General features: G+C 70.5%; 22 protein-coding genes and 1 tRNA gene. 11 read left to right on the forward strand and 12 right to left on the reverse strand.

The window, feature by feature from the left end:
• Positions 1 to 7: 7 nt before the first annotated feature.
• Positions 8 to 1,693, forward strand: coding sequence for a fatty acyl-AMP ligase (locus JHE00_RS14530; RefSeq protein ID WP_200318585.1), 1,686 nt, complete (start codon positions 8 to 10; stop codon positions 1,691 to 1,693).
• Between the two features lie 179 nt (positions 1,694 to 1,872).
• On the opposite strand, the gene JHE00_RS14535 is transcribed toward JHE00_RS14530, so the two are convergent.
• The 9 genes from JHE00_RS14535 to JHE00_RS14575 all read right to left on the reverse strand — a co-directional run bounded on the left by JHE00_RS14535 (position 1,873) and on the right by JHE00_RS14575 (position 9,552).
• Positions 1,873 to 2,217, reverse strand: coding sequence for a DivIVA domain-containing protein (locus JHE00_RS14535; protein ID WP_200318586.1), 345 nt, complete (start codon positions 2,215 to 2,217; stop codon positions 1,873 to 1,875).
• Entirely contained in the window at positions 2,218 to 2,550 is a 333-nt protein-coding gene (locus JHE00_RS14540; RefSeq protein ID WP_200318587.1) for a DivIVA domain-containing protein, read from the reverse strand. It lies immediately after the preceding gene.
• A 161-nt stretch (positions 2,551 to 2,711) separates the two neighbouring features.
• On the reverse strand, positions 2,712 to 3,305 hold the full coding sequence (gene pth / locus JHE00_RS14545) for an aminoacyl-tRNA hydrolase (RefSeq protein ID WP_200318588.1): 594 nt from the start codon (positions 3,303 to 3,305) through the stop codon (positions 2,712 to 2,714).
• A gap of 10 nt (positions 3,306 to 3,315) precedes the next feature.
• On the reverse strand, positions 3,316 to 3,966 hold the full coding sequence (locus JHE00_RS14550) for a 50S ribosomal protein L25/general stress protein Ctc (RefSeq protein ID WP_200318589.1): 651 nt from the start codon (positions 3,964 to 3,966) through the stop codon (positions 3,316 to 3,318).
• A gap of 198 nt (positions 3,967 to 4,164) precedes the next feature.
• Positions 4,165 to 5,037 (reverse strand): TIGR03621 family F420-dependent LLM class oxidoreductase, encoded by an 873-nt coding sequence (locus JHE00_RS14555; RefSeq protein WP_200318590.1) that lies wholly within the window; start codon positions 5,035 to 5,037, stop codon positions 4,165 to 4,167.
• A gap of 140 nt (positions 5,038 to 5,177) precedes the next feature.
• The gene (locus JHE00_RS14560) at positions 5,178 to 6,158 is read right to left on the reverse strand and encodes a ribose-phosphate diphosphokinase (protein ID WP_200318591.1); all 981 of its coding nucleotides are present in this window, start codon (positions 6,156 to 6,158) and stop codon (positions 5,178 to 5,180) included.
• Positions 6,155 to 7,627 carry a bifunctional UDP-N-acetylglucosamine diphosphorylase/glucosamine-1-phosphate N-acetyltransferase GlmU gene (gene glmU / locus JHE00_RS14565; RefSeq protein WP_200318592.1) on the reverse strand — a complete coding sequence of 491 codons (1,473 nt, stop codon included), beginning with the start codon at positions 7,625 to 7,627 and terminating at the stop codon, positions 6,155 to 6,157. The genes JHE00_RS14560 and glmU overlap by 4 nt, the downstream gene beginning before the upstream one ends.
• A gap of 41 nt (positions 7,628 to 7,668) precedes the next feature.
• Positions 7,669 to 9,387, reverse strand: a complete 1,719-nt coding sequence (locus JHE00_RS14570; protein WP_200318593.1) for a GGDEF domain-containing protein — start codon at positions 9,385 to 9,387, stop codon at positions 7,669 to 7,671.
• A gap of 93 nt (positions 9,388 to 9,480) precedes the next feature.
• Positions 9,481 to 9,552: transfer RNA gene (locus tag JHE00_RS14575), tRNA-Gln, on the reverse strand.
• 163 nt (positions 9,553 to 9,715) lie between these two features.
• Between JHE00_RS14575 and JHE00_RS14580 the strand changes: the two genes are divergently transcribed.
• From JHE00_RS14580 to JHE00_RS14590, 3 genes are all read left to right on the forward strand, one after another.
• Positions 9,716 to 10,666 carry an acyl-CoA desaturase gene (locus tag JHE00_RS14580; protein ID WP_200318594.1) on the forward strand — a complete coding sequence of 317 codons (951 nt, stop codon included), beginning with the start codon at positions 9,716 to 9,718 and terminating at the stop codon, positions 10,664 to 10,666.
• Between the two features lie 150 nt (positions 10,667 to 10,816).
• Positions 10,817 to 11,413, forward strand: coding sequence for a TetR/AcrR family transcriptional regulator (locus tag JHE00_RS14585; protein WP_200319275.1), 597 nt, complete (start codon positions 10,817 to 10,819; stop codon positions 11,411 to 11,413).
• A complete protein-coding gene (locus JHE00_RS14590) occupies positions 11,413 to 12,558 on the forward strand; it encodes an AAA family ATPase (RefSeq protein ID WP_200318595.1) in 1,146 nt (381 codons plus the stop codon). Before JHE00_RS14585 ends, JHE00_RS14590 begins: the two co-directional genes overlap by 1 nt.
• Before the next feature lie 98 nt (positions 12,559 to 12,656).
• Here the strand turns inward: JHE00_RS14590 and JHE00_RS14595 are convergent, their stop codons facing one another.
• Positions 12,657 to 13,865: a PQQ-dependent sugar dehydrogenase gene (locus JHE00_RS14595; RefSeq protein ID WP_200318596.1), complete on the reverse strand. Its 1,209-nt coding sequence runs from the start codon at positions 13,863 to 13,865 to the stop codon at positions 12,657 to 12,659.
• Between the two features lie 156 nt (positions 13,866 to 14,021).
• Here JHE00_RS14595 and mfd point away from each other — a divergent pair, with 156 nt between their 5' ends.
• A complete protein-coding gene (gene mfd, locus JHE00_RS14600) occupies positions 14,022 to 17,576 on the forward strand; it encodes a transcription-repair coupling factor (protein WP_200319278.1) in 3,555 nt (1,184 codons plus the stop codon).
• On the opposite strand, the gene JHE00_RS14605 is transcribed toward mfd, so the two are convergent.
• The gene (locus JHE00_RS14605) at positions 17,573 to 17,806 is read right to left on the reverse strand and encodes a hypothetical protein (RefSeq protein WP_200318597.1); all 234 of its coding nucleotides are present in this window, start codon (positions 17,804 to 17,806) and stop codon (positions 17,573 to 17,575) included. The genes mfd and JHE00_RS14605 overlap by 4 nt on opposite strands.
• An 85-nt stretch (positions 17,807 to 17,891) precedes the next feature.
• Between JHE00_RS14605 and JHE00_RS14610 the strand changes: the two genes are divergently transcribed.
• From JHE00_RS14610 to JHE00_RS14625, 4 genes are read left to right on the forward strand one after another with little or no spacing between them, the layout of a single operon-like run.
• Complete coding sequence (locus JHE00_RS14610) at positions 17,892 to 18,509, forward strand: TetR/AcrR family transcriptional regulator (RefSeq protein ID WP_200318598.1); 618 nt, start codon at positions 17,892 to 17,894, stop codon at positions 18,507 to 18,509.
• A gap of 13 nt (positions 18,510 to 18,522) precedes the next feature.
• Positions 18,523 to 19,473: a SurA N-terminal domain-containing protein gene (locus JHE00_RS14615; protein ID WP_200318599.1), complete on the forward strand. Its 951-nt coding sequence runs from the start codon at positions 18,523 to 18,525 to the stop codon at positions 19,471 to 19,473.
• Positions 19,470 to 20,435 carry a nucleoside triphosphate pyrophosphohydrolase gene (locus tag JHE00_RS14620; protein WP_200318600.1) on the forward strand — a complete coding sequence of 322 codons (966 nt, stop codon included), beginning with the start codon at positions 19,470 to 19,472 and terminating at the stop codon, positions 20,433 to 20,435. The genes JHE00_RS14615 and JHE00_RS14620 overlap by 4 nt, the downstream gene beginning before the upstream one ends.
• Positions 20,436 to 20,444: 9 nt before the next feature.
• Complete coding sequence (locus tag JHE00_RS14625; RefSeq protein ID WP_307831943.1) at positions 20,445 to 21,281, forward strand: lysozyme family protein; 837 nt, start codon at positions 20,445 to 20,447, stop codon at positions 21,279 to 21,281.
• Between the two features lie 100 nt (positions 21,282 to 21,381).
• Here the strand turns inward: JHE00_RS14625 and JHE00_RS14630 are convergent, their stop codons facing one another.
• Complete coding sequence (locus tag JHE00_RS14630) at positions 21,382 to 21,786, reverse strand: tetratricopeptide repeat protein (RefSeq protein ID WP_200318601.1); 405 nt, start codon at positions 21,784 to 21,786, stop codon at positions 21,382 to 21,384.
• Between the two features lie 145 nt (positions 21,787 to 21,931).
• On the opposite strand from JHE00_RS14630, the gene JHE00_RS14635 reads away from it, so the two are divergent.
• On the forward strand, positions 21,932 to 22,939 hold the full coding sequence (locus JHE00_RS14635) for a hypothetical protein (RefSeq protein WP_200319282.1): 1,008 nt from the start codon (positions 21,932 to 21,934) through the stop codon (positions 22,937 to 22,939).
• A gap of 40 nt (positions 22,940 to 22,979) precedes the next feature.
• Positions 22,980 to 23,438, forward strand: a complete 459-nt coding sequence (locus JHE00_RS14640; RefSeq protein WP_200318602.1) for a VOC family protein — start codon at positions 22,980 to 22,982, stop codon at positions 23,436 to 23,438.
• Positions 23,439 to 23,481: the final 43 nt, after the last annotated feature.

Raw genomic sequence — 23,481 nt, forward strand, 5'->3', positions numbered from 1 at the left:
TCAGACCATGAGTCGGTTCGTGGAGACGATGGCCGCCACCGCGAACGCGGTTGGCCGGCAGCAGGGCATGGTCACGGGGGAACCCAGTGAGCCTGTCCGCAGAACATGGTCCGAGGTGCACGAACGTGCCCGGCGGGTCGGAGGCGGCCTGGTCGCCGCGGGGCTGGAGCCGGGAAGCGCCGTCGCCGTGCTCGCCGCGGCTCCCGAGCTGATCGCGCCGACGGTGCAGGGCACGTGGCTGGCTGGCGGCAGCGTCACGATGCTGCACCAGCCCACCCCGCGCACGGATCTCGCCCAGTGGGCCGCCGACACGTTGCAGGTGCTGGACATGATCGGCTCGCGCCTGGTGGTGCTGGGTGAGCCGTTCGACCAGCTGGCGCCGGTGCTCGCCGAGCACGGCATCGACTACCGCAAGATCGAGAACCTGCTGGAGTCCGAGCCGATCGCCGAGCCGGTGCCCACGGCGGAGGACGCGCTCGCGCTGTTGCAGCTCACCAGTGGTTCGACCGCGGAGCCCAAGGCCGTGCGGATCACCCACGGCAACCTGTACTCCAACATCCGCGCGATGGTCGACCGCGCCGAGCTGGACTTCACGCGCGACGTGATGGTGTCGTGGCTGCCGACCTTCCACGACATGGGCATGGTCGGCTTCCTGACCCTGCCGATGACGTTCGGTGTCGAGCTCGTCAAGGTCACGCCCGTCGAGTTCCTCAGCGGACCGCTGCTGTGGCCCGAGCTGATCAGCCGCTACCACGGCACGGTCACGGCGGCTCCGAACTTCGCCTACGCCATCGTGGGCCGCAGGCTCGCGCGCGTGGACGACGACTCGGCCTACGACCTGTCGGACCTGCGCATCGCGCTCAACGGCGCCGAGCCGATCGACGCGTCGGCGGTCGCCACGTTCACCGACGCGGGCGCGCGGTTCAAGATGCCCGCCGAGTGCGTCTTCCCCGCCTACGGGCTCGCGGAGGCCACGCTCGCGGTGTCGTTCGCGCCGCTGTTCACCGGCCTGACCGTGGACGTGATCGAGGCGCGGCCGCTGGAGGCTGAGAACCGGGCGGTCCCGGTGCCCGACGGCGACTCGCGCCGCGGCACCGACGCCGTCCGCGGCTTCGCGGTGCTCGGCCCGCCACTGGACGGGCTCACGGCCGAGATCGTCGACGAGCACGGCACGGTGCTCGGCGAGCGCCAGGTGGGCGAGATCCGCCTGCGCGGCGAGGCGGTCTCGCCCGGCTACCTGACCGTGAACGGTCCCGTGGCGACGCAGAACGCCGAGGGCTGGTTCGCCACGGGCGACCTCGGCTACCTGGTCGAGGGCGGGCAGATCGTCATCTGTGGCCGCAGCAAGGACGTCATCATCCTCGGCGGGCGCAACGTCTACCCGACCGACATCGAGCGCGCGGCGAGCTCCGTCGAGGGCGTGCGCGCTGGCAACGCCGTTGCCGTGCGGATCGACGCCGGCACCAGGCGGGAGCGCTTCGCCGTGGTGCTGGAGTCCAAACTGGCCGGTGACGACGCCGAGGAGCAGCGGCTGGCCAAGGAGGTCGCCGCACGCGTGCGCGACGCCGTCGACGCGCGGCCCTACGCCGTCGTGGTGCTGCCCTCGGGCAGCCTGCCGAAGACGCCGTCGGGCAAGGTCAAGCGCGCCGCGACGGCCGTCCAATTCCGCGAGCAGATCGACGCCCGCGCCTAGCACCCAGCCCCTAACCGTGGTGAAGGGCACCTTTACTGCATTGAACGCACGGAAGGTGCCCTTCACTGCATTCGGACAGGCCCGGGCGTGCCCGTCGCAGCTGTGCTCGGCACACGCGGTGAAGGGCACCTTTACTGCATCCAACGCAGTGAAGGTGCCCTTCACCTCAACCGGGGTCGTCAGCGGCGGGCGCGGCGCCAGAGCGGCTTGCGGGCGTGCGTGTGCTCCAGCGCCGGGGCGATGTACGGGCCGCTCGGCGCCGTACCCGCTCTGGCCGCCAGCGTGCTCTCCACGGCGCGCAGGAACGTGTCCACCGCCGCCTGGTCGTAGCCGCCCCGCTTGCCGAGCGGCGTCAGGTTGAACGCGACGTCGTGCACCTCGGCCGCGGTCAGGTCGTCCTCACCGTCGAGTGTGGCGGCCACGCGGTCGAGGAAGTCGTCGACCTGTGCCTCGTTGTACCCGCGCGCACCGAACGAGGCCTCCGGAAACCGGATGTCGTTCGCGTCCGAGGACGACACCGCCATCTAGCACTCCCTGGCGGGTTCGATGGCGGGCGAGCTGCTCCGCGCGGCGGGCACGTGGTGCGAACCCGGGGTGACGCCCGTGCGGGACACCAGCGTCTCCTCTGCCTCGTCGAGGAAGGTGTCCACCTGGCGCTCGTCGTAGCCGCGCTTGCCGATCAGCGGCCTGCCGAACTGCACGTGGTGCACCTCCGCGGCGGTGAGGTCGTCCTCGTTCGCGAGGGTCTTCGCGATGCGCTGGAGGAACTCGTCCACTTCGTTCTTCGCGTAGCCACGGCGGCCGATGGGGGCGTTGCTGAACTCGACGTCGCGGACGTCGCTTGCCGTGAACGACATTGGGGCCTCTCCTGGATTCGGCTCGGTCGGAACTCACATCCCGTATTCCGTCCTAGCCGTCCGCGATCGCAGCGGGAAGATCCTGGGAGGTTTGTCGACTCGACCAGGGGCATGCGTCAACGCCATCGAGTGACTGGTTCGTCACCGACGGCGACTGTCCGTCAGCCTGCGTGGAAGGCGTTCTGCGCCGCGTTCAGGCCCTTGCCGACGAGCTCCTCGACGGCGTCGGCGCAGCTGTCGAGGTTCAGCGCGAGCTCGCGCCGCTCGATCGTGGAGAAGTCCTTGAGCACGTAGTCGGCGGGATCCATCCGGCCGGGCGGACGGCCGACGCCGAATCGCACCCGGTAGTACTCCTTGGTGCCCAGCGACTTGGTGATGGAGCGGAGTCCATTGTGGCCGTTGTCGCCGCCACCGAGCTTGAGCCGGAGAGCGCCGTAGGGGATGTCCAGCTCGTCGTGGATCACCACGACGCCGGTCGGCGCGATCTTGTAGAAGCGCGCGGTGCTCGCGACGGGGCCGCCGGAGAGGTTCATGAACGAGCGGGGCTTGGCCAGTACGACCCGGCGCCCCGCGAGGTGCCCTTCGAGCACCTCGGCCCCGCCCTTGTGCGCCTTGAACTTGCCGCCGATGCGGTCGGCGAGCTCGTCGAGCACCAGGAAACCCACGTTGTGCCGGTTGCCGACATAACGTGGTCCCGGATTGCCGAGGCCGACGAGCAGTACCTGCTCGCCGGCCCCTGGCAGATCTTGCTCCACAGGTGTGGCCTTACGCGCCGTTCTGGCTCTCGGCGTCCGGCTGGTCCTCGACCACGCCGGCGCCCTCGGTGTCGACCTCGGCCTCCATGGCGGCCTCGGTCGGCGCCTCGTTGACCGCGACCACGAGCGCCTCGGCGTCGGTCACGAGCTCCGCGCCCGCGGGCAGGGCGATCTGGCCTGCGAGGACCTGGGCGCCGGCTTCGGCGTCCTCGATCGAGACCTCGAACTGCTCGGGGATCTTCAGCGCATCGACCTCGACCTGGATGGTGTCGACGTCCTGGTTCACCAGGGTGCCGGGGGCGGCGTCGCCGGTCAGGACGATCGGCACGTCCACGGTGACCTTCTCGCCGCGACGCACGACCAGCAGGTCGACGTGCTCGATGTAGTTCTTCAGCGGGTGGATCGTGACCGTCTTGGTCAGCGCCAGCTCGGTGGACTTCTCGGCCTTGTCGGCGGCACCCGAGACGTTCAGCGTGAGTACGGCGTTCTGGCCGTTCTCGCGGATCACGCGGGCGAAGTCGATGGCGGGCAGCGCCAGGTGGCGCGGGTCCACGCCGTGGCCGTACAGCACCGCAGGGATCTTGCCGGAACGGCGGGTTCGGCGGGCCGCGCCCTTGCCGAACTCGGTGCGGGGTTCGACCGTCAGACGTACCTCGGACACGGGGATGCACTCCTTGCGGTGGGGTCTCTTGCTGCGTGCTGGTGGCTGTCCGGCGGCGAGTTCCACGACGTGCGCGTACACGGGTGGCCGCTCAAGCCGCCGCGTCGATCACGTCGGACACCGGGTGCTCCGGAGCCCGCCTCGCCGAGACAACCTGCACAGTGTAGTCGAGCCTTTCCCCGGTTCTTTACGGGGCTGTCACTCCCCGGCCAGTGCGCGCAGGACGGGCGCGAAGGACTCCAGCGCGGGCTCGAACACGGTGACGTACGAGAAGCCGTAGCGCTCGCGCCGCTCGTGCAGCGTCGCGGCGATCTCGTCGGTGGTTCCGGCCAGCAGTTGGGGTGCCCGCAGCAACTCGTCCGCGTCCGGTTTCAGGCCGGGAACGGGTGCCGCCCAGGCCTCGATCTCGGCCCTCGGTTCGTCCGAGGTGGCGACGTGCTGGATGAGCAGGTTGAACTCCGGATCGCGTCCGCGCGCGTGGGCTCGGACGAACTCGGTGCGCTCGAACAACTCGTCCGGGGTGACGAGCGTGAGCGTGCCCGACGGCTCGCCCCTGATCTGGCGCAGGCCGCCGAAGCCCACGGTGTCGGCCTCGGCTGCCGCGAGACCGAGCACTCCGTCGCTGTTGCCCGCGATCAGCAGCCGGGGCAGGTCGTCGCCGAGCCTGCGGCGCAGTCCGGTGACGGTCCGCGCGAGCTGCGCGACGCGTTCGCGTGCGGGAAGCCACGGCAGGCCCGCGTCGTCGAACTCGGACTTCACGTGCCCGGCGCCGAGCCCGAGTTCGAGCCTGCCGTCGCCCGCGAGCTTCGCGACGGTAGCGACGTGCCTGGCGAGCAGAGCCTCGTTGTAGAAAGGGACATCGAGGACGAACGGTGCGACGTGCGGGCGTTCGGTGACGGCCGCCGCCACCGCGAGGGCGCCGAGCGGATCGGAGCGGCCGTCGCCGAGGTGGTCGGAAACGGAGAGGACGTCGTAGCCCAGTTCCTCGGCCCTGCGGCACTTGGCGATCCACTCGGCGCGATCGCCGACCAGTGGAAAGCTGACCCCGAACCGGAACCCCCGTGCGCTCATCCTGCGCACGTTAGCGAGCCCGGCACCGCTGCCGCGCCCCCTTTCGCGCACAGCGCACGGCCGCCCGGACAGCAGTGAAGGGCACCTTTACCGCGTTGAACGCAGTAAAGGTGCCCTTCACCGTGGGTGGCTCGTGGAGATCAGGCGCTGCCGTCGAAGAGGCTCGTGACGGAGCCGTCCTCGAAGACCTCCTGGATCGCGCGGGCCAGCAGCGGCGCGATGGAGAGCACGGTCAGGTTCGGGAACCGCTTCTCGTCCGGGATCGGCAGCGTGTTGGTGACGATCACCTCGCGCGCCTTGCAGTTGGCCAGCCGCTCGGTGGCCGGGTCGGAGAGGATGCCGTGGGTCGAGGCGATGACCACGTCGGCCGCGCCCTCCTCCAGCAGCGCGTCGGCGGCCTTGGTGATGGTGCCACCGGTGTCGATCATGTCGTCGATCAGCACGCACAGCCTGCCGCGGACCTCACCGACGACGCGGTTGGCGACCGCCTGGTTGGGAGTGTCGGGGTCGCGGGTCTTGTGGATGAACGCGATCGGCCGGTCGCCGAGCTGCTGCGCCCACTTCTCCGCCAGCCGCACGCGGCCCGAGTCCGGCGAGACCACCGTGATGTCGGCGTCGCCGTAGGTCTCGCGGATGTGGTCGGCGAGCACGGTCTGCGCCAGCAGATGGTCGACCGGGCCGTCGAAGAAGCCCTGGATCTGGGCGGTGTGCAGGTCGACGGTCATGATCCGGTCGGCGCCCGCGGTCTTGAACAGGTCGGCGATGAGCCGCGCCGAGATCGGCTCGCGGCCCTTGTGCTTCTTGTCCTGCCGCGAGTACGGGTAGAACGGCATGATCACGGTGATGCGCTTGGCGCTCGCGCGCTTGAGCGCGTCCACCATGACGAGCTGCTCCATGATCCACTCGTTGATGGGGGGCGGGTAGCTCTGGATGAGGAAGGCGTCCGTGCCGCGCACCGACTCCTGGAAGCGCACGTAGATCTCGCCGTTGGCGAACGTGTGCACCGTCTGCGGGGTGATCGTCACATTGAGGTGCTTGGCGACCTCTTCCGCCAGTTCGACGTGTGAACGACCGGAGAAGAGCATCAGGTTCTTCTTCGGTGTGCCGGACTTCGGGCTCATTCTGACGACTCCCCGTCGGTATCGGTTTCCTGCTGTGCGGCGAGTGCTCTTTCCGCTGCCTCCGCCGCCGGAGTGCCAGGCCTGCGCCTCGGCACCCAGCCTTCGATATTCCGTTGTGGTGACCCGGAGACCGCCAGCGCCCCTGGGGGCACGTTGCGCCGGATCACCGTGCCTGCGCCACTGTACGCACCGTCTCCGACCTCGACCGGGGCGACGAACATCGTGTCCGATCCGGTTCGCACGTGGGAGCCGATCGTCGTGTGACTCTTCGTGACGCCGTCGTAGTTGACGAACACACTGGAGGCACCGATGTTGCTGTACTCGCCAATGGTCGCATCCCCGACGTAGGTCAGGTGGGGGACCTTTGTGCCGGTGCCGATGTCGGCGTTCTTCGTCTCGACGAACGTGCCGATCTTGCCCTTGACCCCGAGCCGGGTTCCCGGGCGCAGGTAGGCGAAGGGACCGACGGACGCGCCGTCGCCGATCTGCGAGTCGCTCCCATGTGTACGGACGACGTTCGCTTCCGTACCGACAGTCACATTCGTGAGTGTCGAGTCGGGACCGATGTGGCTGCGAGGGCCGACGGTCGTGTCGCCGAGCAGCTGCACACCGGGCGCCAGCACGACGTCGCGGCCGAGCGTCACCCCCGCGTCGAGCCACGTGGTCGCCGGGTCGGTCACCGTGACGCCCTCGAGCTGCCAGCGGCGCACGACGCGCCGGTTCAGCTCTGCCGCGAGCACGGAGAGCTGCGCGCGGTCGTTGACGCCCTCGGTGAGCCACGGGTCGTCGACCACGAGCGCGCCGACATGCTTGCCGTCGTCGCGAGCGATGCCGAGCACATCGGTGAGGTAGAGCTCACCCTGCGCGTTGTCGGTGGACAGGCGCGAGAGCCCGTCGGCGAGCACGGCCGCGTCGAAGGCGTAGACCCCGGAGTTGATCTCGCGGATGGCGCGCTGGGTCTCGTCGGCGTCCTTCTGCTCGACGATCGCGGCCACCTCGCCGTTCGCGTCGCGCAGGATCCGGCCGTAGCCGGCCGGGTCGGCGACCACCGACGTCAGCACGGTCACCGCGTTGGCGCCGCGCTCGTGCTCCGCGAGCAGAGCCCTCAGCGCGGCGGTGTCCAGCAGCGGCACATCGCCGTAGGTGACGAGCACGGTGCCGGAGAGGCCGGAGGGAAGGGAGTCCAGCGCGCACGACACCGCGTGTCCCGTGCCGTTCTGGCTCTCCTGCACGGCTGTGCCGACGGGCCTGCCGAGTTTCTCGCCGACCTCGGCGAGCCGGGCGGTCACCGCCTCGCGGCCGTGGCCGACGACCACGACGAGCTGTTCGGGCTCGAGTCCGGCCGCCGCGCGCACCGCGTGCTCGACGAGCGGCCTGCCTGCGATGGGATGCAGCACCTTCGGAATGTCCGAGCGCATGCGGGTTCCCTCACCCGCGGCGAGGATCACGGTGCTCAGCGGGCCGGTCACGGCACTCCTCACGTTGGCCAGGTCTGTACCGGGCCAGAATCCTACGTGTGCCCGCCCGGGTCGAACGTGGGGTCGGGTACCGGTTCCTCGGCCGGCTCGCCCGCGACCTCGACGGTCGGCTGCGGGGACGTGGCGATCTGGTTTCCACCACCGCGTTTCGCCTGGTACATCGCCGCGTCCGCGCGCGAGAGCACCTCTTCGGCCCGTTCCTGCGGGCGCAGGGAGACGAGCCCGACCGAGAGCGTCACGCCGTGCGAGAGGTGGTGTGGCAGCGATGCGACCGCTTTCACAGAACGGTTGAGCGCCTGGGTCGCCGCCGACAGCGGGGCGCCGGGCAGCAGCACGATGAACTCGTCCCCGCCGTAGCGAGCCACGATGTCGTCGCCGCGCAACGCGTCGCGCAGCGTGCTGGCGACCACGCGCAGGACATCGTCGCCCTCGGCGTGCGAGTGCTGGTCGTTGACATCCTTGAAGCCGTCGAGGTCGACGAGTGCGACGGCGAGCGGCTGCGCGAACGCCGACGCGGCGAGCGAGCGCAGCCGCTCGTCCAACGCGCGCCGGTTGGGCAGCCCGGTGAGCGGGTCCTGCAGCGCCTGCTGCGTGATCGCGCCGTGCTCGGCGGAGAGGCGCTCGTGTTCGCGGCGGGTGTTGAGGGTGGCGATCTGCGACTCGCGCAGCGACCACAGCTCTGCCTCGAGCGTGGCGGCGTAGTCGGAGAGCAGGCTCGTCGGCCTGGTGTCGGGCTCCTCGGTGGCCGGCTCGTCGGCCTCGGCGTCGAGTTCGCCGATGCGGGCCAGCTCGCGCACGAGGTTGAGCCGCATCGAGGGCTGGGAGTTGTCCTCGGCCTGTGTGTGCCGGGCCTCCATCAGCACGGTGAACGCGCCGGGGCGCTGGTCGTCGGACTCGAGGCACCGGGCCAGCGCGATCGTCACGAGGATGTTCTCGTGCGGGTAGCCCTGTGTGCCGTGCAGTCGTCGCAGCCGCTCGATGTGGGCCGCGTTGGGTGCGGCGAACGCCAGTGACGCGGCCAGCACGCCGACCTGGTCGACCGCGGGGACTCCCGACTCACGCGGGAACAGCGACTCCGCGAACGGCGCCTCCACCGCGATCGCCATCGAGGCGGCTGTGCGGAACTTGTCGCCCGCGTCCTCGTGCCGCCCCACGCGCTCCAGCCGCAGGCCCCAGCCGAGCAGCATCTTGACGCGGTTCATCAGCTGCAGGGTGATCTCGTGCGGGCCCGCGCTGTCGCGGATGGCCTGGTGCGCCCTGGAGATCACCTCCTCGGCGGCCTCGTAGACGCCAAGCTGGTTGAGCACGATCCAGCAGTCGTTGAGCGCCGAGGACAGCAGCCGGTCCCACGCGCGCCTGCCCATCTGGACGTCGGTGCTGGGTGCGTCGTCGAGGATGGCGAGCGCCCTGGCGATCTCGGTGAGTGCGGCGTCCTCCTGGACCGCGAGGACGAGGCGCCTGCCCCGCAGCGCGTGCGCGTCGGCGCGCAGCAACGCGAGTCCGTGCCGCTTGGTGTGGGCGAGCATCTCGTCGAGCAGCTGCTCGGCCTCGCCGACCATGCCGCGCGTGACGAGCCTCGCGAGCGCACTCGCGCGCAGCATCTGCGCGACCAGCACCGGCTCACCCCTGCGCTGGGTCTCCTCGAGCAGTTCGTCGAGGGTTCCGATGACGCGGAGCTGCTCGGCGCGCTCGGTGCGCTGCACGGCGGCGATCAGTTCCCGGGCGCGGCCCAGCAGCCAGGCGTCGGACATGTCCCCCAACGCCGGGCTACGAGGATCGTCGGTGTCCACATCCTCGCTGTGCAGCCGCCACACACCCCCTAAGGGCCTTGCCGAAAGGCTCCGCTCCGCCGCCAGGGCTCGAACCTGGACTGTCAGAACCAAAATCTGAAGTGCTGCCGATTACACTACGGCGGATCGCGCCTGGTCAGGATAGCCAGTTCCAGATCGGCGCCCGGCAAGGGGTGAAGTCGTCCTTTTCTGCCTCTCCCAACGGCTCGAAACCTCCTGTACCGTAACTTACGGAAACGTAGGTAAGGCGACCCTTGCCCAGGTCCGTTAGTGGAAAGAAGTGACGCGCATGACGGCGACGCTCGAAGGTCCCTCCGCACCCGCCAAAGGGCCCAAACCGATTCTCGACGGCAAACGCGGCCCAGGTCTGCAGTTCGCGGTGTACCTCGGTGTCCTTGCCCCGCTCGCCGCTCTGATCGTCGCCGTCCCCTTCGCGTGGGGCTGGGGCCTGACGTGGGTGGACGTCGCACTGTTCGTGTTCTTCTACGCGTTCTCCGGGCTCGGCATCACGGTGTCGTTCCACCGGTACTTCACCCACGGCTCGTTCAAGGCGAAGCCGTGGCTGCGGGTCCTGATGGCCATCGCGGGCAGCACAGCCGTGCAGGGTCCCGTGATCACCTGGGTCGCCGACCACCGCAGGCACCACGCGTTCTCGGACCGCGAGGGTGACCCGCACTCGCCGTGGCTCTTCGGCACCTCGCCGCTGGCGATCGCCAAGGGCTTCTGGCACGCCCACATGGGCTGGCTGTTCGAGCGCGACCAGAGCAACGCCGAGCGGTTCGCGCCCGACCTGCTCAAGGACAAGGCGATCAAGAAGGTCGACGAGCTCTTCTGGCTGTGGACCCTGCTCTCGCTGGTGCTGCCCGGCATCGTCGGCGGGCTCGTCACGTGGTCGCTGTGGGGCGGCGTGACCGCCTTCTTCTGGGCGGGCCTCGTGCGGGTCTGCGTGCTGCACCACGTGACGTGGTCGGTGAACTCGATCTGTCACATGATCGGCGAGCGGCCCTTCGCCGCCCGTGACCGGTCCGCCAACTTCTGGCCGCTGGCGATCCTGTCGTTCGGCGAGTCGTGGCACAACCTGCACCACGCCGACCCGACCTCGGCCCGCCACGGCGTCAAGCGGGGCCAGATCGACATCTCGGCACGCCTCATCTGGATGTTCGAGAAGTTCGGCTGGGCGTACAACGTTCGCTGGCCGACGCCGACGCGGCTCGAGAAACTCTCCGTCGCCGCCAAGTAATGCCCGGTAGTCAACAACCCGTCCGTCTCCCGCCACCACCCGGATGGAGTCCCTGCGCGTCACGGCTACTCTTTCCCCGTGGCGGGTAGACGGCGGGCCAAGCGTGAGGCCGCCGGGGCGCGACCTGGCGCCCCGGTGACCAGGGTGCGGATGACCGGCACCGAACGCAGGCAGCAGTTGCTCAACGTCGCGCGCGAGCTCTTCGCCGAGAAGGGCTTCGACGGCGCGTCGATCGAGGAGATCGCGCACCGCGCGAACGTCTCCAAGCCGGTGGTCTACGAACACTTCGGCGGCAAGGAAGGCATCTACGCCGTCGTCGTCGACCGCGAGACCCAGTTGCTGCTCGACCGGATGGTGTCCACTTTGCACGGTGGCCATCCGCGCGCGATGCTCGAGCAGGCGGCCGCGGCGCTGCTCGGCTACGTCGAGGAGTCCCACGACGGGTTCCGGATCCTCGTGCGGGACTCGCCGGTGGCCAGCTCCACCGGCACGTTCTCGACCGTGCTCAACGACATCGCCAGCCAGGTGGAGCACATCCTCGGCGAGGAGTTCTCCGCCCGCGGCTACGACGGCAAGCTGGCCGCGCTCTACGCGCAAGCGCTGGTGGGCATGGTCGCGCTGACCGGGCAGTGGTGGCTCGACGCCCGTAAGCCCAAGCGCGACGAGGTGGCCGCTCACCTGGTGAACCTCGCGTGGAACGGCCTCTCGCACCTGGAGCACAAACCGAAGCTGCGGCTCACGGACTGATGTCAGCGCTGACGACGCTGGCGGTCGAGAACTACCGGTCGTTGCGCGATCTCGTGCTGCCGCTGCGGCGGCTGACCGTGGTCACCGGACCCAATGGATCCGGCAAGTCGAGTCTCTACCGCGCACTGCGCACGCTCGCCGACGCCGCGCGCAACGGCGCCGTCGCCGCGCTGGCGCGCGAGGGCGGGCTGCCCTCGACACTGTGGGCGGGGCCCGAGACCACCTCCCGCGCCGCCCGGGTAGGGCTGAGGCTCGGCTTCTCCGGGCCCGAGTACGGCTACGCGATCGACCTCGGCCTGCCCGTCCCGGAACCTCGAACGCTGTTCGTCCGCGATCCCGAGATCAAGCGCGAGGCGCTCTGGTCGGGGCCGGTCCTCAAGCCCTCGGCGCTGATCGCCGACCGGCACAACACCACGGTCCGGCTGCGCGACGAGAGCGGCGCGTGGGGCCCACACCCGCACGGCATCCGGATCACCGACAGCATGTTCAGCGAGTTCGCCGACCCCCGGCGCACGCCCGAGCTGATCGTGGTCAGGGAGCAGATCCGGTCGTGGCGGTTCTACGACCACTTCCGCACCGACCAGCACGCACCCGCCCGTGCTCCGCAGGTCGGCACATGGACACCCGTGCTCGGTCACGACGGCGCCGACGTCGCGGCCGCACTGCAGACCATCGCCGAGAACGACGGCGGCGACGACCTCGCCGAGGCCGTGGACCACGCGTTCCCCGGTTCGCGGTTGTCGGTCGAGGAGCGCGACGGCCGGTTCGATCTGCGCCTGCGGCAGCACGGCCTGCTGCGCTCGCTGGCCGCGGCCGAGTTGTCCGACGGCACCCTGCGCTACCTGCTGTGGGTCGCCGCGCTGCTCACCCCGAGGCCGCCGGAACTGCTCGTGCTCAACGAGCCCGAGACGAGCCTGCACCCGGCCCTGCTGGCGCCGCTGGCGGAACTGATCGCCAAGGCCGCCTCGCGCGCCCAGGTCGTGGTGGTCACCCACTCCGCGCCGCTCGTGCGCGCACTGGAGTCCGTCGCCGACGAGCGCGGCGACGACCTCGGCACGATCGCGCTGGCCAAGGAGTCCGGCGCCACGACGGTGGAGGGCCAGGGCCGACTCGACCAGCCGCCCTGGCACTGGCCCAAGCGCTGACCCCGGTTGCGGTGAAGGGCACCTTTACTGCATTCAACGCAGTAAAGGTGCCCTTCACCGCGGTCGGGCCGCGGTCGCGGTCGGTGCCGCGGGGTGGGTCAGTTCGGGGTTATCCGGAGGAGCTTGTCGTCGCTGCCTTCGGACGTGGTGATGTAGAGGGCGCCGTCCGGGGCCGTGCGCACGCCGCGCAGCCTGCCGTACGAGTCGTTGAGCTCAGTGGGCAGTGACAGGTCGGTGACCTCGGTGCCCTGCTCGTTGAGGTCGAAGAGCAGCACCTTCTGCCCGCGCAGCGCTACCACCGCGAGCCTGCCGTCCAGTTCGCCCCACTGCTCGCCGGAGAGGAACGCCGCGCCGGAGGGAGCCTCCGTCGACGTCTCACCCGAAGTCCACAGTGGAGAGACCGCGTCGGGGAAGCGCTCGAGGTCGGTCATCGGCACGTCCTCGTCGTAGAAGTCCACCGTGCCGCCCTGCGACGGGTCCCAGCCGTAGTTGGCGCCCGCCTCCGACCGGTTCATCTCGTCGAAGCCCGTGGGCCCGTGCTCGGACGTGAACACCTGCCCCGAGCCCGGCCGCACGGCCACACCCTGCACGTTGCGGTGCCCGTAGCTGTAGACGCGGCGCTCGTTGGCGTTGTCCGACGAGGCGAACGGGTTGTCGGGCAGGCCCTCGCCCGTCTCGAGGTCGACGCGCAGGACCTTGCCACCGAGGCTCGTCCGGTCCTGCGGGATGGTCGGGTCGTCGGCGATGTCGCCCGTGCCCACCAGCAGCGCGCCGTCTGCGGCGATCGTCGGCCTGCACCCGGAGTGGCGGCCGCTGTCGTTGATCGGCATCCCGGTGAGCAGGTCCTTGACCCGCGTCGCGCTGCCGCCGTCCTCCGACAGCGTCCACGTGACCAGCCGGACGTCGACGGCCTCACCGTCCTGCTGGTGCGTCTGGCACGTCGTGAACTGCCGGGACTGCTCGAAGTCCGGGTGCAGCACCAGGCCCATCAGCCCGCCCTCGCCCTCGACGTGCACGCTCGACAGATCGGCGCGGACCTCGCGCACCTCACCGTTGTCGATCAGCTTGAACCGGGCCGGCCGCTCGGTGACCAGGATTCGGCCGTCGGGCAGGAAACCCAGGTCCCAGCCGTGTTCGAGCCCGCTCGCGACCTCCTCGACCTGCAGTGCGGGCGCACCCGCGGTCGTGCCGTTCGACGGTGGGTTGGTCGCGGTGTTGCCCCCTGGTTCGGGCGCCTCAGCGGAGCACGCCGTGACGGCTCCGGTCAGCAGGGCAAAGGCGACAATGCCGATCTTTCGCACGCGCATCAGCACAGTGTGCCCCCGGACCCGGTCGTTTCGCTGTGAACCGCATACCCTGGAAGGTGAGAGCCCCGAGCCGCCTCGTCCCAGGCAGGGGTCTGTTCTCGCGTGGTCGTGCAACTCAGGTGAGGGGAATTCGTGGCCGAGTCGAAGGCGCCGTCGCTGTCCGGGCTGCTCTCCGCGGTTCTGCCCGATCCCGCGCTGCGCGGGGTCGTCGAGCGTGCGGGGGCGCCGCTGCTCGATCTCGACGGAGCCCCGGCGACTCGTCAGCTCGTGCTCGCCGCGCTCGCGGCAGAGCGAGGAGCGAACCGGCCCGTGCTGGCCGTGACCGCGACCGGCAGAGAGGCCGAGGAGCTCACCACCGCGCTCGGCAGCCTGCTCGGTGAGGACGTGATCGCCGACTTCCCGTCGTGGGAGACGTTGCCGCACGAGCGGCTCTCGCCGAGGGCGGACACGGTCGGCAGGCGCCTGCAGGTACTGCACCGGCTCGCGCAGCCCGGCCACGGCGGGCTGCGGGTCGTGGTGTCCACCGTGCGCAGCCTCATCCAGCCCATGGCTCCCGGGCTCGGCAGCCTCGCGCCGGTCGAGCTGACGGTCGGTGAGGAGAACGAGTTCGAGGGCGTGCTCGACCGGCTCGTCGAGCTGGCCTACGCGCGCGTCGACATGGTGGAGAAGCGCGGTGAGTTCGCCGTGCGCGGCGGCATCCTCGACATCTTCGGCCCCACCGACGAGCACCCGCACCGCATCGAGTTCTGGGGCGACGAGGTGAGCGAGATCCGCGCGTTCGCGGTCTCCGACCAGCGCTCGCTGCCGGGCGAGATCAACGCCGTGAGCGCGCCGCCGTGCCGTGAACTGCTGCTCACCGGCGACGTCAAGGCGAGGGCGGCCAAGCTCGCCGAGGTGCACGCCGCCGACGCGCACCTGGCCGAGATGCTCACCAAGCTCTCCGACGGCATCCCGTGCGAGGGCATGGAGGCGCTGATCCCGGTGCTGTGCGAGGGCGAGCTCGAACTGCTCACCGACGCCATGCCGCAGGGCACCCACGTGGTGCTCACCGACCCGGAGAAGATCCGCGCGAGGGCGGGCGATCTCGTGCGCACCGGCCAGGAGTTCCTCGAGGCGTCGTGGATGAGCGCGGCCGGGGGAGGCGCGGCGCCGATCGACCTCGGCGCGTCGGCCTACCGCGGCCTGTCCGAGGTGCGCTCGCACGCGAGCGACACTGGACGTGCCTGGTGGACGCTGTCGCAGCTGACCAGCGAGCAGGACGTCGTCCACGTCGCGATCGAGGGCGCGCCCGGCTACCGGGGCGAGCTGGAACGCGTGAGCACCGACCTGCGCGCCCACACGGCGGCGGGCGGCAGCGCGGTCGTGGTGGTGGCCGGTGCGGGCACCGCGCAGCGCGCCGTCGAGCAGCTCTCCGCGGCCGAGGTGCCCGCGACCCAGGTCGACGCGCTCACCGAGCCCCCGAAGACGGGCGTCGTTACCGTCACGTGCGGCGGGCTGACCGAGGGCTTCGTGGCGCCCGGGTCGGCGCTCGTCGTGCTCAGCGAAGCCGACATCACCGGCCGCGGCGCGACGACGAACCGCTCCACCCGCGACCTCAACACGAAGATGCCGTCGCGGCGGCGCAACGCCGTCGACCCGATCGCGCTCAAGGCCGGCGACTACGTGGTGCACGACCAGCACGGCATCGGCCGGTTCGTCGAGATGGTGCAGCGCACCATCGGCGGGGCCACCCGCGAATACCTGGTGCTGGAGTACGCGGCGTCCAAGCGCGGGCATCCCGGCGACCGCCTGTTCGTGCCCACCGACCAGCTCGACGAGGTCTCGCGCTACGTCGGCGGCGAGCTGCCGACGCTGAACAAGCTGGGCGGCTCGGACTGGAAGAACACCAAGGCCAAGGCGCGCAAGGCGGTCAAGGAGATCGCGGCCGAGCTCGTGCAGCTCTACGCGGCCCGCCAGGCCGCGCCAGGCCACGCGTTCGGGCAGGACACCCCGTGGCAGCGGGAGCTGGAGGACGCGTTCCCGTTCGTCGAGACCGGCGACCAGCTCGGCGCGATCGACGAGGTGAAGGGCGACATGGAGCGCGGTGTCCCGATGGACCGCGTGATCTGTGGCGACGTCGGCTACGGCAAGACCGAGATCGCCGTGCGCGCCGCGTTCAAGGCCGTGCAGGACGGCAAGCAGGTCGTGGTGCTCGTGCCGACGACGCTGCTCGCGCAGCAGCACCTCAACACGTTCTCCGAGCGCATGCGCTCGTTCCCGGTGACGATCAAGGGCCTGTCGCGCTTCACCGACCCCGCCGAGTCGGAGAAGACGATGGAGGGCCTCGCCGCCGGTGAGGTCGACATCGTGATCGGCACACACCGACTCCTGCAGACCGGCGTCCGCTACAAGGACCTCGGCCTGGTGATCGTCGACGAGGAACAGCGGTTCGGCGTCGAGCACAAGGAGCACATCAAGGCGCTGCGCACCCACGTCGACGTGCTGACGATGTCGGCGACGCCCATCCCGCGCACGCTGGAGATGAGCATGGCCGGCATCCGCGAGATGTCGACGATCCTGACGCCGCCGGAGGACCGGCACCCGATCCTGACCTACGTCGGCGCCTACGACGACAAGCAGGTCGGGGCCGCCATCCGGCGCGAGCTGCTGCGCGATGGCCAGGTCTTCTTCGTGCACAACCGCGTGTCCTCGATCGAGAAGGCGGCGCGGCGGCTGCGCGAGCTGGTGCCCGAGGCGCGGGTCGTCACCGCGCACGGCCAGATGAACGAGCACCGGCTCGAGCAGATCATCCAGGGGTTCTGGGAGCGCGAGTTCGACGTGCTGGTGTCCACCACGATCGTCGAGACGGGTCTGGACATCTCCAACGCCAACACGCTGATCGTGGAGCGGGGCGACATGCTCGGGCTGGCGCAGCTGCACCAGCTGCGCGGCCGCGTCGGCCGTGGCCGGGAGCGGGGCTACGCGTACTTCCTCTACCCGCCTGAGTCGCCGCTCACCGAGACGGCGCACGACCGGCTCGCCACGATCGCGCAGAACACCGAGCTGGGCGCGGGTATGGCCGTGGCCATGAAGGACCTGGAGATCCGCGGCGCGGGCAACATCCTCGGCGCCGAGCAGTCGGGACACATCGCGGGCGTCGGCTTTGATCTCTACGTACGACTGGTCGGCGAAGCGGTGGACGTCTTCCGCAAGCACGCGGGCGCGGGCTCCGTCGAGGAGGACGAGGCGCCCGCCGAGGTGCGGGTGGACCTGCCGATCGACGCGCACATCCCACACGACTACGTGCCCGGCGAGCGGCTGCGGCTGGAGGCCTACCGCAAGATCGCGGCGGCTCCGGACAAGGAGGGCCTCGACTCGGTTCTCGACGAGCTGGTCGACCGCTACGGCCAGCCACCGGAGCCGGTGCGCAGGTTGCTCGCGGTGGCGTCGTTCCGTCAGTCGTGCCGCGACGCCGGGGTCACCGAGGTGACCATGCAGGGCACCAACCTGCGGTTCACGCCGCTGGAGCTCGCCGACTCGCAGCTGGTGCGGCTCAAGCGCCTATACCCCAAGGCCGTCTACAAGGCGGTGACCCACACGGTGTCGGTGCCGCGGCCCACCGAGGGCGGTGCCGGTGGCCGCATCGGCGCGCCGCAGCTGCGCGACGAGGCACTGCTCGACTGGTGCCGTCAGCTGCTGACGTCGCTGACCAAGCAGCCCGCGGCCGTCTAGCGCCTCTTCACCTTCTCCAGCGCGCCGATGACCACGATCGCGACGGCGATCACCAGCAGCGGCGCGACGTAGCCCATCGGTCCGGTCTGCTCGCCGAACAGCCAGCGGAACGGTCCGTTGTGCGTGCCGGCGATGATCCAGCCGCCGAGCGGGATCAGGCCGAGCATGACGCCGGCGAACCCGACGACGCCCTGCACCCCGTCCAGCGCGCGCGTGCGTTCCTGTGCCATCGCTCCCCCTTCGTTGGCAATGCGATCGCATCGTAAAAGCGCGGGTGCGACGTTGTCAATGCGATCGCATTGCTACGCTGGTCCGGTGCCGAGAAAGGTCGACATCGACGCGCAGCGGGCTGACCTCGCGGGAGCGGTGCTGCGCCTGGCGGCGAGGTCCGGGCTCGAGGCAGTGAGCCTGCGCGAGGTCGCCGCCGAGGCCGGCGTGTCCATGGGCCGGGTGCAGCACTACTTCCGCACCAAGGAGGAGATGCTGCTGCACGGCGTGCGCCTGGCGATGCGGCGGATCGACGCGCGCATCGGGGAGCGGCTGCAGTGCCTGCCCGACGAGGCGTCGCCCGAGCAGATCCTGCGCGCCGCGATCGACGAGTTGCTCGGCGATCACCCCGAGACGAACCAGGTGATCCGCGCGAGCGTCGCCTACTACGCGCGGGCGCAGGTCAATGCCGAGGTCTTCGAGGTCCTGTTCGGCGACGACGACGAGCTCCGCGGGCTGGCCGCGCTGGTGGTCAGGACCGCGCAGGCCGACGGCAGGGCCGACACCGGACTGGACCCCGCGCAGGAGGGCTACATCATCTGGTCACTCGCCGACAGCCTCGGCGTGAAGGTCGCGTTCGGACAGACCACGAGCGAACGGGCCAGGGCCACGATGCATTACCACCTGGACCGAGTGCTCGGTTGCGGAGCCCACCCGGGAGTGTGAGAGGGTACGCGCTGTGATCCGGATCATTCGCCGCCCCGTCACGCTTCTCGCCACCGTCGCCGCCGGTCTGGTCCTCGCCGGTTGTGGGTCCGGACCGAGCCAGGTCGGCTCCGCCGCGATCATCGGCGACCGCACCATCCCGCTGGAGGAGGTCCAGCAGGAGGTCCGGTGGATGCTCGACAATGTCCCCGAGGCCGAGCAGGCCAAGGAGCAGGGCAAGTTCGACCTGCAGGCGCGCGAGATCGTCCGAAGCCGGGTCATCCACGAGCTCACCAACATCGCCGCGGAGCGCGAGGGACTGCGCGCCGATCCCGCCGAGATCGACGCGCTCATCGAGGGCAGCGGCGGAGCGGACGCGGTCGCCAAGGGCGTCGGCGTCGCCCCGGAACGGGTCCGGCAGCTGGCGAGCGACCAGGTGGTGCTGCAGCAGCTCGCGCAGCGCTACGTCGACCGCGTGTCCGTGCGGCTGGTCGGCACCTCGATCATCACCGAGAGCCCCGGTTCGACCGCCAAGGACCAGGCGCTCGAGATCGGCCGCGACATCGCGGCCGACCCGGACAACGTCGAGCAGATCGTGCAGGAGAGCGGCAACCAGCTGATCGACAGCGAGCTGCCGATGGCGCAGACCCTGCAGAACCAGCCCGAGATCGCGTCCAGCGCGGTGTTCGGCGCCTCCGAGGGCTCGGTGCTGGTGATCCAGCCCAGCCAGGAGCAGGCCGAGTGGCTGGTCGCGCTGGTCGAGGAGCGCAACGTCACCGCGGGCAACGGTCAGGCCTCCACGTCGCAGGCCGACCCGCAGTACCTCTACTTCGCGGGCCTGCGGCTGCTGCAGCCCATCGCCGACGAGCTCGGCGTGCGCCTCAACCCGCGTTACGGCGTGTGGGACGCGACCGCGCTCTCGCCCGCTGCCAGCGAGGACGAGCTCGCCGGATACCAGTTGCAGTCCCGTACCGTGCAACCATGACCTCGCTTTTCCCGACGGTGGTGCTCGTCTCGCGAGCACTGCCGGCGGTGCTCCCTGCCGAGGCGCTGACCGCGCTGCGGCAGGCTGAGCACGTCTTCGCAGCAGCCGACCTGCCCGAGGCGACGCGGACCGCGCTCGACGCGAAACCCGCGCCCGGCCCGGCCGAGCTGCTGGGCTTGTCGGGAGTGGTGCTGATCGCGGGCAGTGCCGAGGAGCCCGGCGCCTCGGCCCTCGCGGGCGCCGGTGCGATCGTGGTCGAGACACCGGTCCCGCCGCTGGCCGAAGCGGCCGGGGTGATGGACCGGCTCCGCTCGCCAGGGGGCTGCCCGTGGGACGCTGTGCAGACCCACGACTCGCTGCGGCAGTACCTCGTGGAGGAGACCTACGAGCTGCTCGACGCGATCGAGGAGCGTGACCGCCCCGCGATGCGGGAGGAACTGGGCGACGTGTTGCTGCAGGTCCTCTTCCACGCGAGGGTGGCCGCGGAGCACGAGAGTGAGCCCTTCGGCATCGACGAGGTCGCGGGCGAGCTCGTCGCCAAGCTCGTCAGCAGGCACCCGAACGTCTTCTCCGGCTCTGACACCGTGCACACCGCCGAGCGGCAGCAGGTGCGCTGGGAGGAGCTCAAGCAGGCCGAGAAGCGCCGCGAGTCCATTGTGGATGGCGTGGCGATGGGGCAGCCCGCCGCCGCGCTCGCGGGCAAGCTCGGGCACCGCACGGCCCGCACTGGCGTGCCATTCGATCTCTTCCCCGCCGGCAACGACGAGGGCTCCAGGCTGTTCCGCATCGCGGCGGGCGCGCGCAGGGGCGGCATCGACCCCGAGGACGCGCTGCGCGTGGTGGCCAAAATGTTCGCCACCCACGTCCGGGAGGCCGAACGCGCTGCCCGAGAGGCCGGGATCGACCCGGCGACACTGGACGCCGACGGGTGGCGCCGGTTCTGGCCGGTTCAGTCCACGTAACCTGATCGGGTGGTCGATCCCACTCCGCGCGAGCGGTCCCGAGCGCCGCAACGACCTCGCCCGCCGCTGCCCAGACCTGCCCTCGCCCGGCTGGCGCTGACCGCCGCGCTGGTGGCGACCGGCCTGGCGCTGGTGTTCACCATCGGGGTGCACCGTGAGGGCGGCGACGAGCGCGAGACCGCCGTCGCGGTGCCCGACCAGCGGCCCCAGCCGCGCCAGAGCGTGCCCGGCGCGGCGCTCGAGGCGCCCGTGGACCGGCCGAGGCAGTCCGACCAGGACGAACTCGACGCGTGGGCCGACGAGGTCGCCGGGGCCACCGGCGTGCCCGTCAGGGTCGCCGCCGCGTACGGCAGGGCGGAGATGTGGCTGCGCGGCGAGCAGCCCGAGTGCAGGCTCTCGTGGTCGACGCTGGCCGGGATCGGCCGGGTCGAGTCGCACCACGGCACTCTCGACGGGAACCGGATCGGCGAGGACGGCAGGGCCGAGCGGCCGATCATCGGCATCCCGCTCGACGGTTCGCCCGGCGTACGGGAGATCCGCGACACCGACGACGGCAGGCTCGACGCCGACATCTCGTGGGACCGCGCGGTGGGCCCGATGCAGTTCCTGCCCACCACCTGGGAGCGCTGGGGAGCGCGGGCGACCAGCGACGGCAACGAGCCCGACCCACAGGACATCGACGACGCGGCTCTCGCGGCGGCGCGGTACCTGTGCTCGCACGGCGGCGACCTGGCCACGGCGCAGGGCTGGTGGGACTCGGTGCTCGCCTACAACAACTCCGTCGAGTACGGCCAGGACGTCTTCAGCGGCGCCGACGCCTACGCGAAGGCCACCCCGCGCCAGTGAGCCGTGGCTCGGCTGCGGTGAAGGGCACCTTTACTGCGTTCAATGCAGTAAAGGTGCCCTTCACCGCAGTGAACGGCGAGTGCGGCGAGGGCTGAGGGGGTCAGTTGCGGCCCAGGGCCAGGCGGGCCGTGACCTCGCCGATCGCGTCCTGGTACTCCGGCACCTGCTTCATCGCCGAGGCCATCCGCAACTGCCCGAGCGCCTCGACGAACCGGCCGAGGCGCTGCAGGGTCTTGCCGAGCACGAAACGGGCGTAGTGGTCGGCGGGGTCCATCTCCACCACCCTCGTCAGCGCCCGTTCGGCGCGGTTGAGCTGGGCCGAGTGGAAGTAGGCACGGCCTGCGAGCAGTTGCACACTCGGCTTGTCCGGTTCCGCGTCGAGCACCGGCTCGAGCGCCTTCAGCGCGTCGAGCGGGCGGCGGCGCTGCACCAGCAACTCGGCCTGCCGGAAGGCGCGGAACCGTTCTTCGCCCGAGGGCTCCGGTACTGGCTCCTGATCAACCATGATTCTGTCGAAGGTACCTCCGGAAATCTTGTTTCTCGACCCCGCCAAGGTTTCGAAATGGTCTTGCTCCAGGCGTTTTCGCTAACGAGACGGGCTGTGTCGTCGATCAATGAGCGATTCCCACATCACTCAGATGGAGGCACCGGTGGAGCCGGATCCGTTCGACCATCCCGATCTTCGAGATTCCGACTGGGTTCGGCAGGCGGAGCGCAGTGCGCGCAGGGGCGCCAGGAAGGGCCGCCGCGAGGACAAGCGCATCCGGCGCAGGCAGGTCGAGATCTGGGGCGGAGCGCCGAAAAGGCGCCGCCGCTTCGCTCGTCCGATCGTGATCGTCGCGGCCGTGCTCGCGCTCGCGGGCGGCGGCATCTACTACCTCCAGCAGGCGCGCGACGAGCAGCAGCCGGCCGGTGCCAACGCGGACCTGCCGACGCCTGGCCTGGTCGACCTGGATCGCCCGTTCGCGGCCACTCCCGCGCACGACTGGGCCGATGGCGCCGCCGGGATCACCGTGCCGGAGGCAGTCGCCGTCGGCGGGTTCAGCGCGGAGCAGGTCGGTGAGGCCTACGCCACGGTCAAGGAGCTGGTCGTCGCGTCCAGGCTGGATACCCGGATGCTCGAACGCGGTGACGTCGAGCCGTTCCTCGGCCTGCTCGCCGAAGGGCAACGCGAGGAGCTTCGCGAGCAGTTCGCCGCCGAGGAATGGCCCTCGGGCTTCGCGACCAGAATCGCGCCCGGTTTCCGGCTGCTCGACGTCGAGCCCAAGGTCGAGGGGACGATGACCGCCGAACCGGGCGACCAGCCCGGTTCACTGCGGGTCCGCACCAACCACGTGTTCGCCTACGCCTTCGACGTGGCCGACCCCCGTCAGGTGCGGGCCCCGCTCGACATCGTCGCCGTGCTCCGCGCCGACGTCTCCTACGTGCTGCTGACCGGCGGCGGGTGGTACCCCGAAGACCTCGGCTACCGGCTCGAGTACGGCGACTCCTTCGGCTACTCCATCGCGTGCGGGCCCATGCTGGAAGGCCTGCTCGCCCCGAGCTACCACGAGGAACCAGAGCTGGGCCTGCCGTCGGGCAAGCGTCCACCGGAGTACTTCGACCACAGCCTGCCGATGCCGAACGAGAACACCTGCGGGACGCCTCAGGCGGGGTGAGTGACACGCCCGGGCGGCCCATGTGGTGGACTAGCCCGCCATGAGCGACGAAGACCCGAGATATCTCGGCCTCGCGCCGTACCTGTACTACGCGGACGCGACCGAGGCACTCGAGTGGTTGACCCGAGTCTTCGGGTTCGAGGAGAAGGTCCGCTACGTCGACGCCTCCGGCGAGGTCTTCCAGGCCACCGTCGTCGCCGGTGCCGTGGACATCCAGCTCAACGGCGTCGGTGAGGGCTACTGGGAGGGCAAGGGCGTCGACGGTCCGGTCGGCCAGCTCAACGTGGTCTACGTCGACGACGTGGACAGCCAGTACGAGCGGGTGTGCGAGGCGGTCGGCGAGCAGGTCGAGGTCACCAGGCCGCAGAACCAGCCCTACGGCGCCAGGCTGTTCACCGTGCAGGACGTCGGCGGCAACAGCTGGGCGTTCTGGCAGTGGGTGTCCGACACGGTCGAGCTGCCCGCGGGCTGGCAGGAGATCCGTCCCGAAGATCAATGACGGTCCGTGAGCCGCGCTCCGTGCGTGCCTCCAACGGGTGATC

The organism is Prauserella cavernicola, from assembly GCF_016595675.1.
GTDB lineage: Bacteria > Actinomycetota > Actinomycetes > Mycobacteriales > Pseudonocardiaceae > Prauserella_A > Prauserella_A cavernicola.

Excerpts from the sequence above, each read along its gene's own strand:
- JHE00_RS14530 (WP_200318585.1), top strand. The coding sequence starts at position 8 with ATGAGTCGGTTCGTGGAGACGATGGCCGCCACCGCGAACGCGGTTGGC.
- JHE00_RS14535 (WP_200318586.1), bottom strand. The coding sequence starts at position 2,217 with ATGGCGGTGTCGTCCTCGGACGCGAACGACATCCGGTTTCCGGAGGCC.
- JHE00_RS14540 (WP_200318587.1), bottom strand. The coding sequence starts at position 2,550 with ATGTCGTTCACGGCAAGCGACGTCCGCGACGTCGAGTTCAGCAACGCC.
- JHE00_RS14555 (WP_200318590.1), bottom strand. The coding sequence starts at position 5,037 with ATGAGCGCACGGGGGTTCCGGTTCGGGGTCAGCTTTCCACTGGTCGGC.
- JHE00_RS14560 (WP_200318591.1), bottom strand. The coding sequence starts at position 6,158 with ATGAGCCCGAAGTCCGGCACACCGAAGAAGAACCTGATGCTCTTCTCC.
- JHE00_RS14570 (WP_200318593.1), bottom strand. The coding sequence starts at position 9,387 with ATGTCCGACGCCTGGCTGCTGGGCCGCGCCCGGGAACTGATCGCCGCC.
- JHE00_RS14580 (WP_200318594.1), top strand. The coding sequence starts at position 9,716 with ATGACGGCGACGCTCGAAGGTCCCTCCGCACCCGCCAAAGGGCCCAAA.
- JHE00_RS14585 (WP_200319275.1), top strand. The coding sequence starts at position 10,817 with ATGACCGGCACCGAACGCAGGCAGCAGTTGCTCAACGTCGCGCGCGAG.
- JHE00_RS14590 (WP_200318595.1), top strand. The coding sequence starts at position 11,413 with ATGTCAGCGCTGACGACGCTGGCGGTCGAGAACTACCGGTCGTTGCGC.
- JHE00_RS14595 (WP_200318596.1), bottom strand. The coding sequence starts at position 13,865 with ATGCGCGTGCGAAAGATCGGCATTGTCGCCTTTGCCCTGCTGACCGGA.
- JHE00_RS14605 (WP_200318597.1), bottom strand. The coding sequence starts at position 17,806 with ATGGCACAGGAACGCACGCGCGCGCTGGACGGGGTGCAGGGCGTCGTC.
- JHE00_RS14620 (WP_200318600.1), top strand. The coding sequence starts at position 19,470 with ATGACCTCGCTTTTCCCGACGGTGGTGCTCGTCTCGCGAGCACTGCCG.
- JHE00_RS14630 (WP_200318601.1), bottom strand. The coding sequence starts at position 21,786 with ATGGTTGATCAGGAGCCAGTACCGGAGCCCTCGGGCGAAGAACGGTTC.
- JHE00_RS14640 (WP_200318602.1), top strand. The coding sequence starts at position 22,980 with ATGAGCGACGAAGACCCGAGATATCTCGGCCTCGCGCCGTACCTGTAC.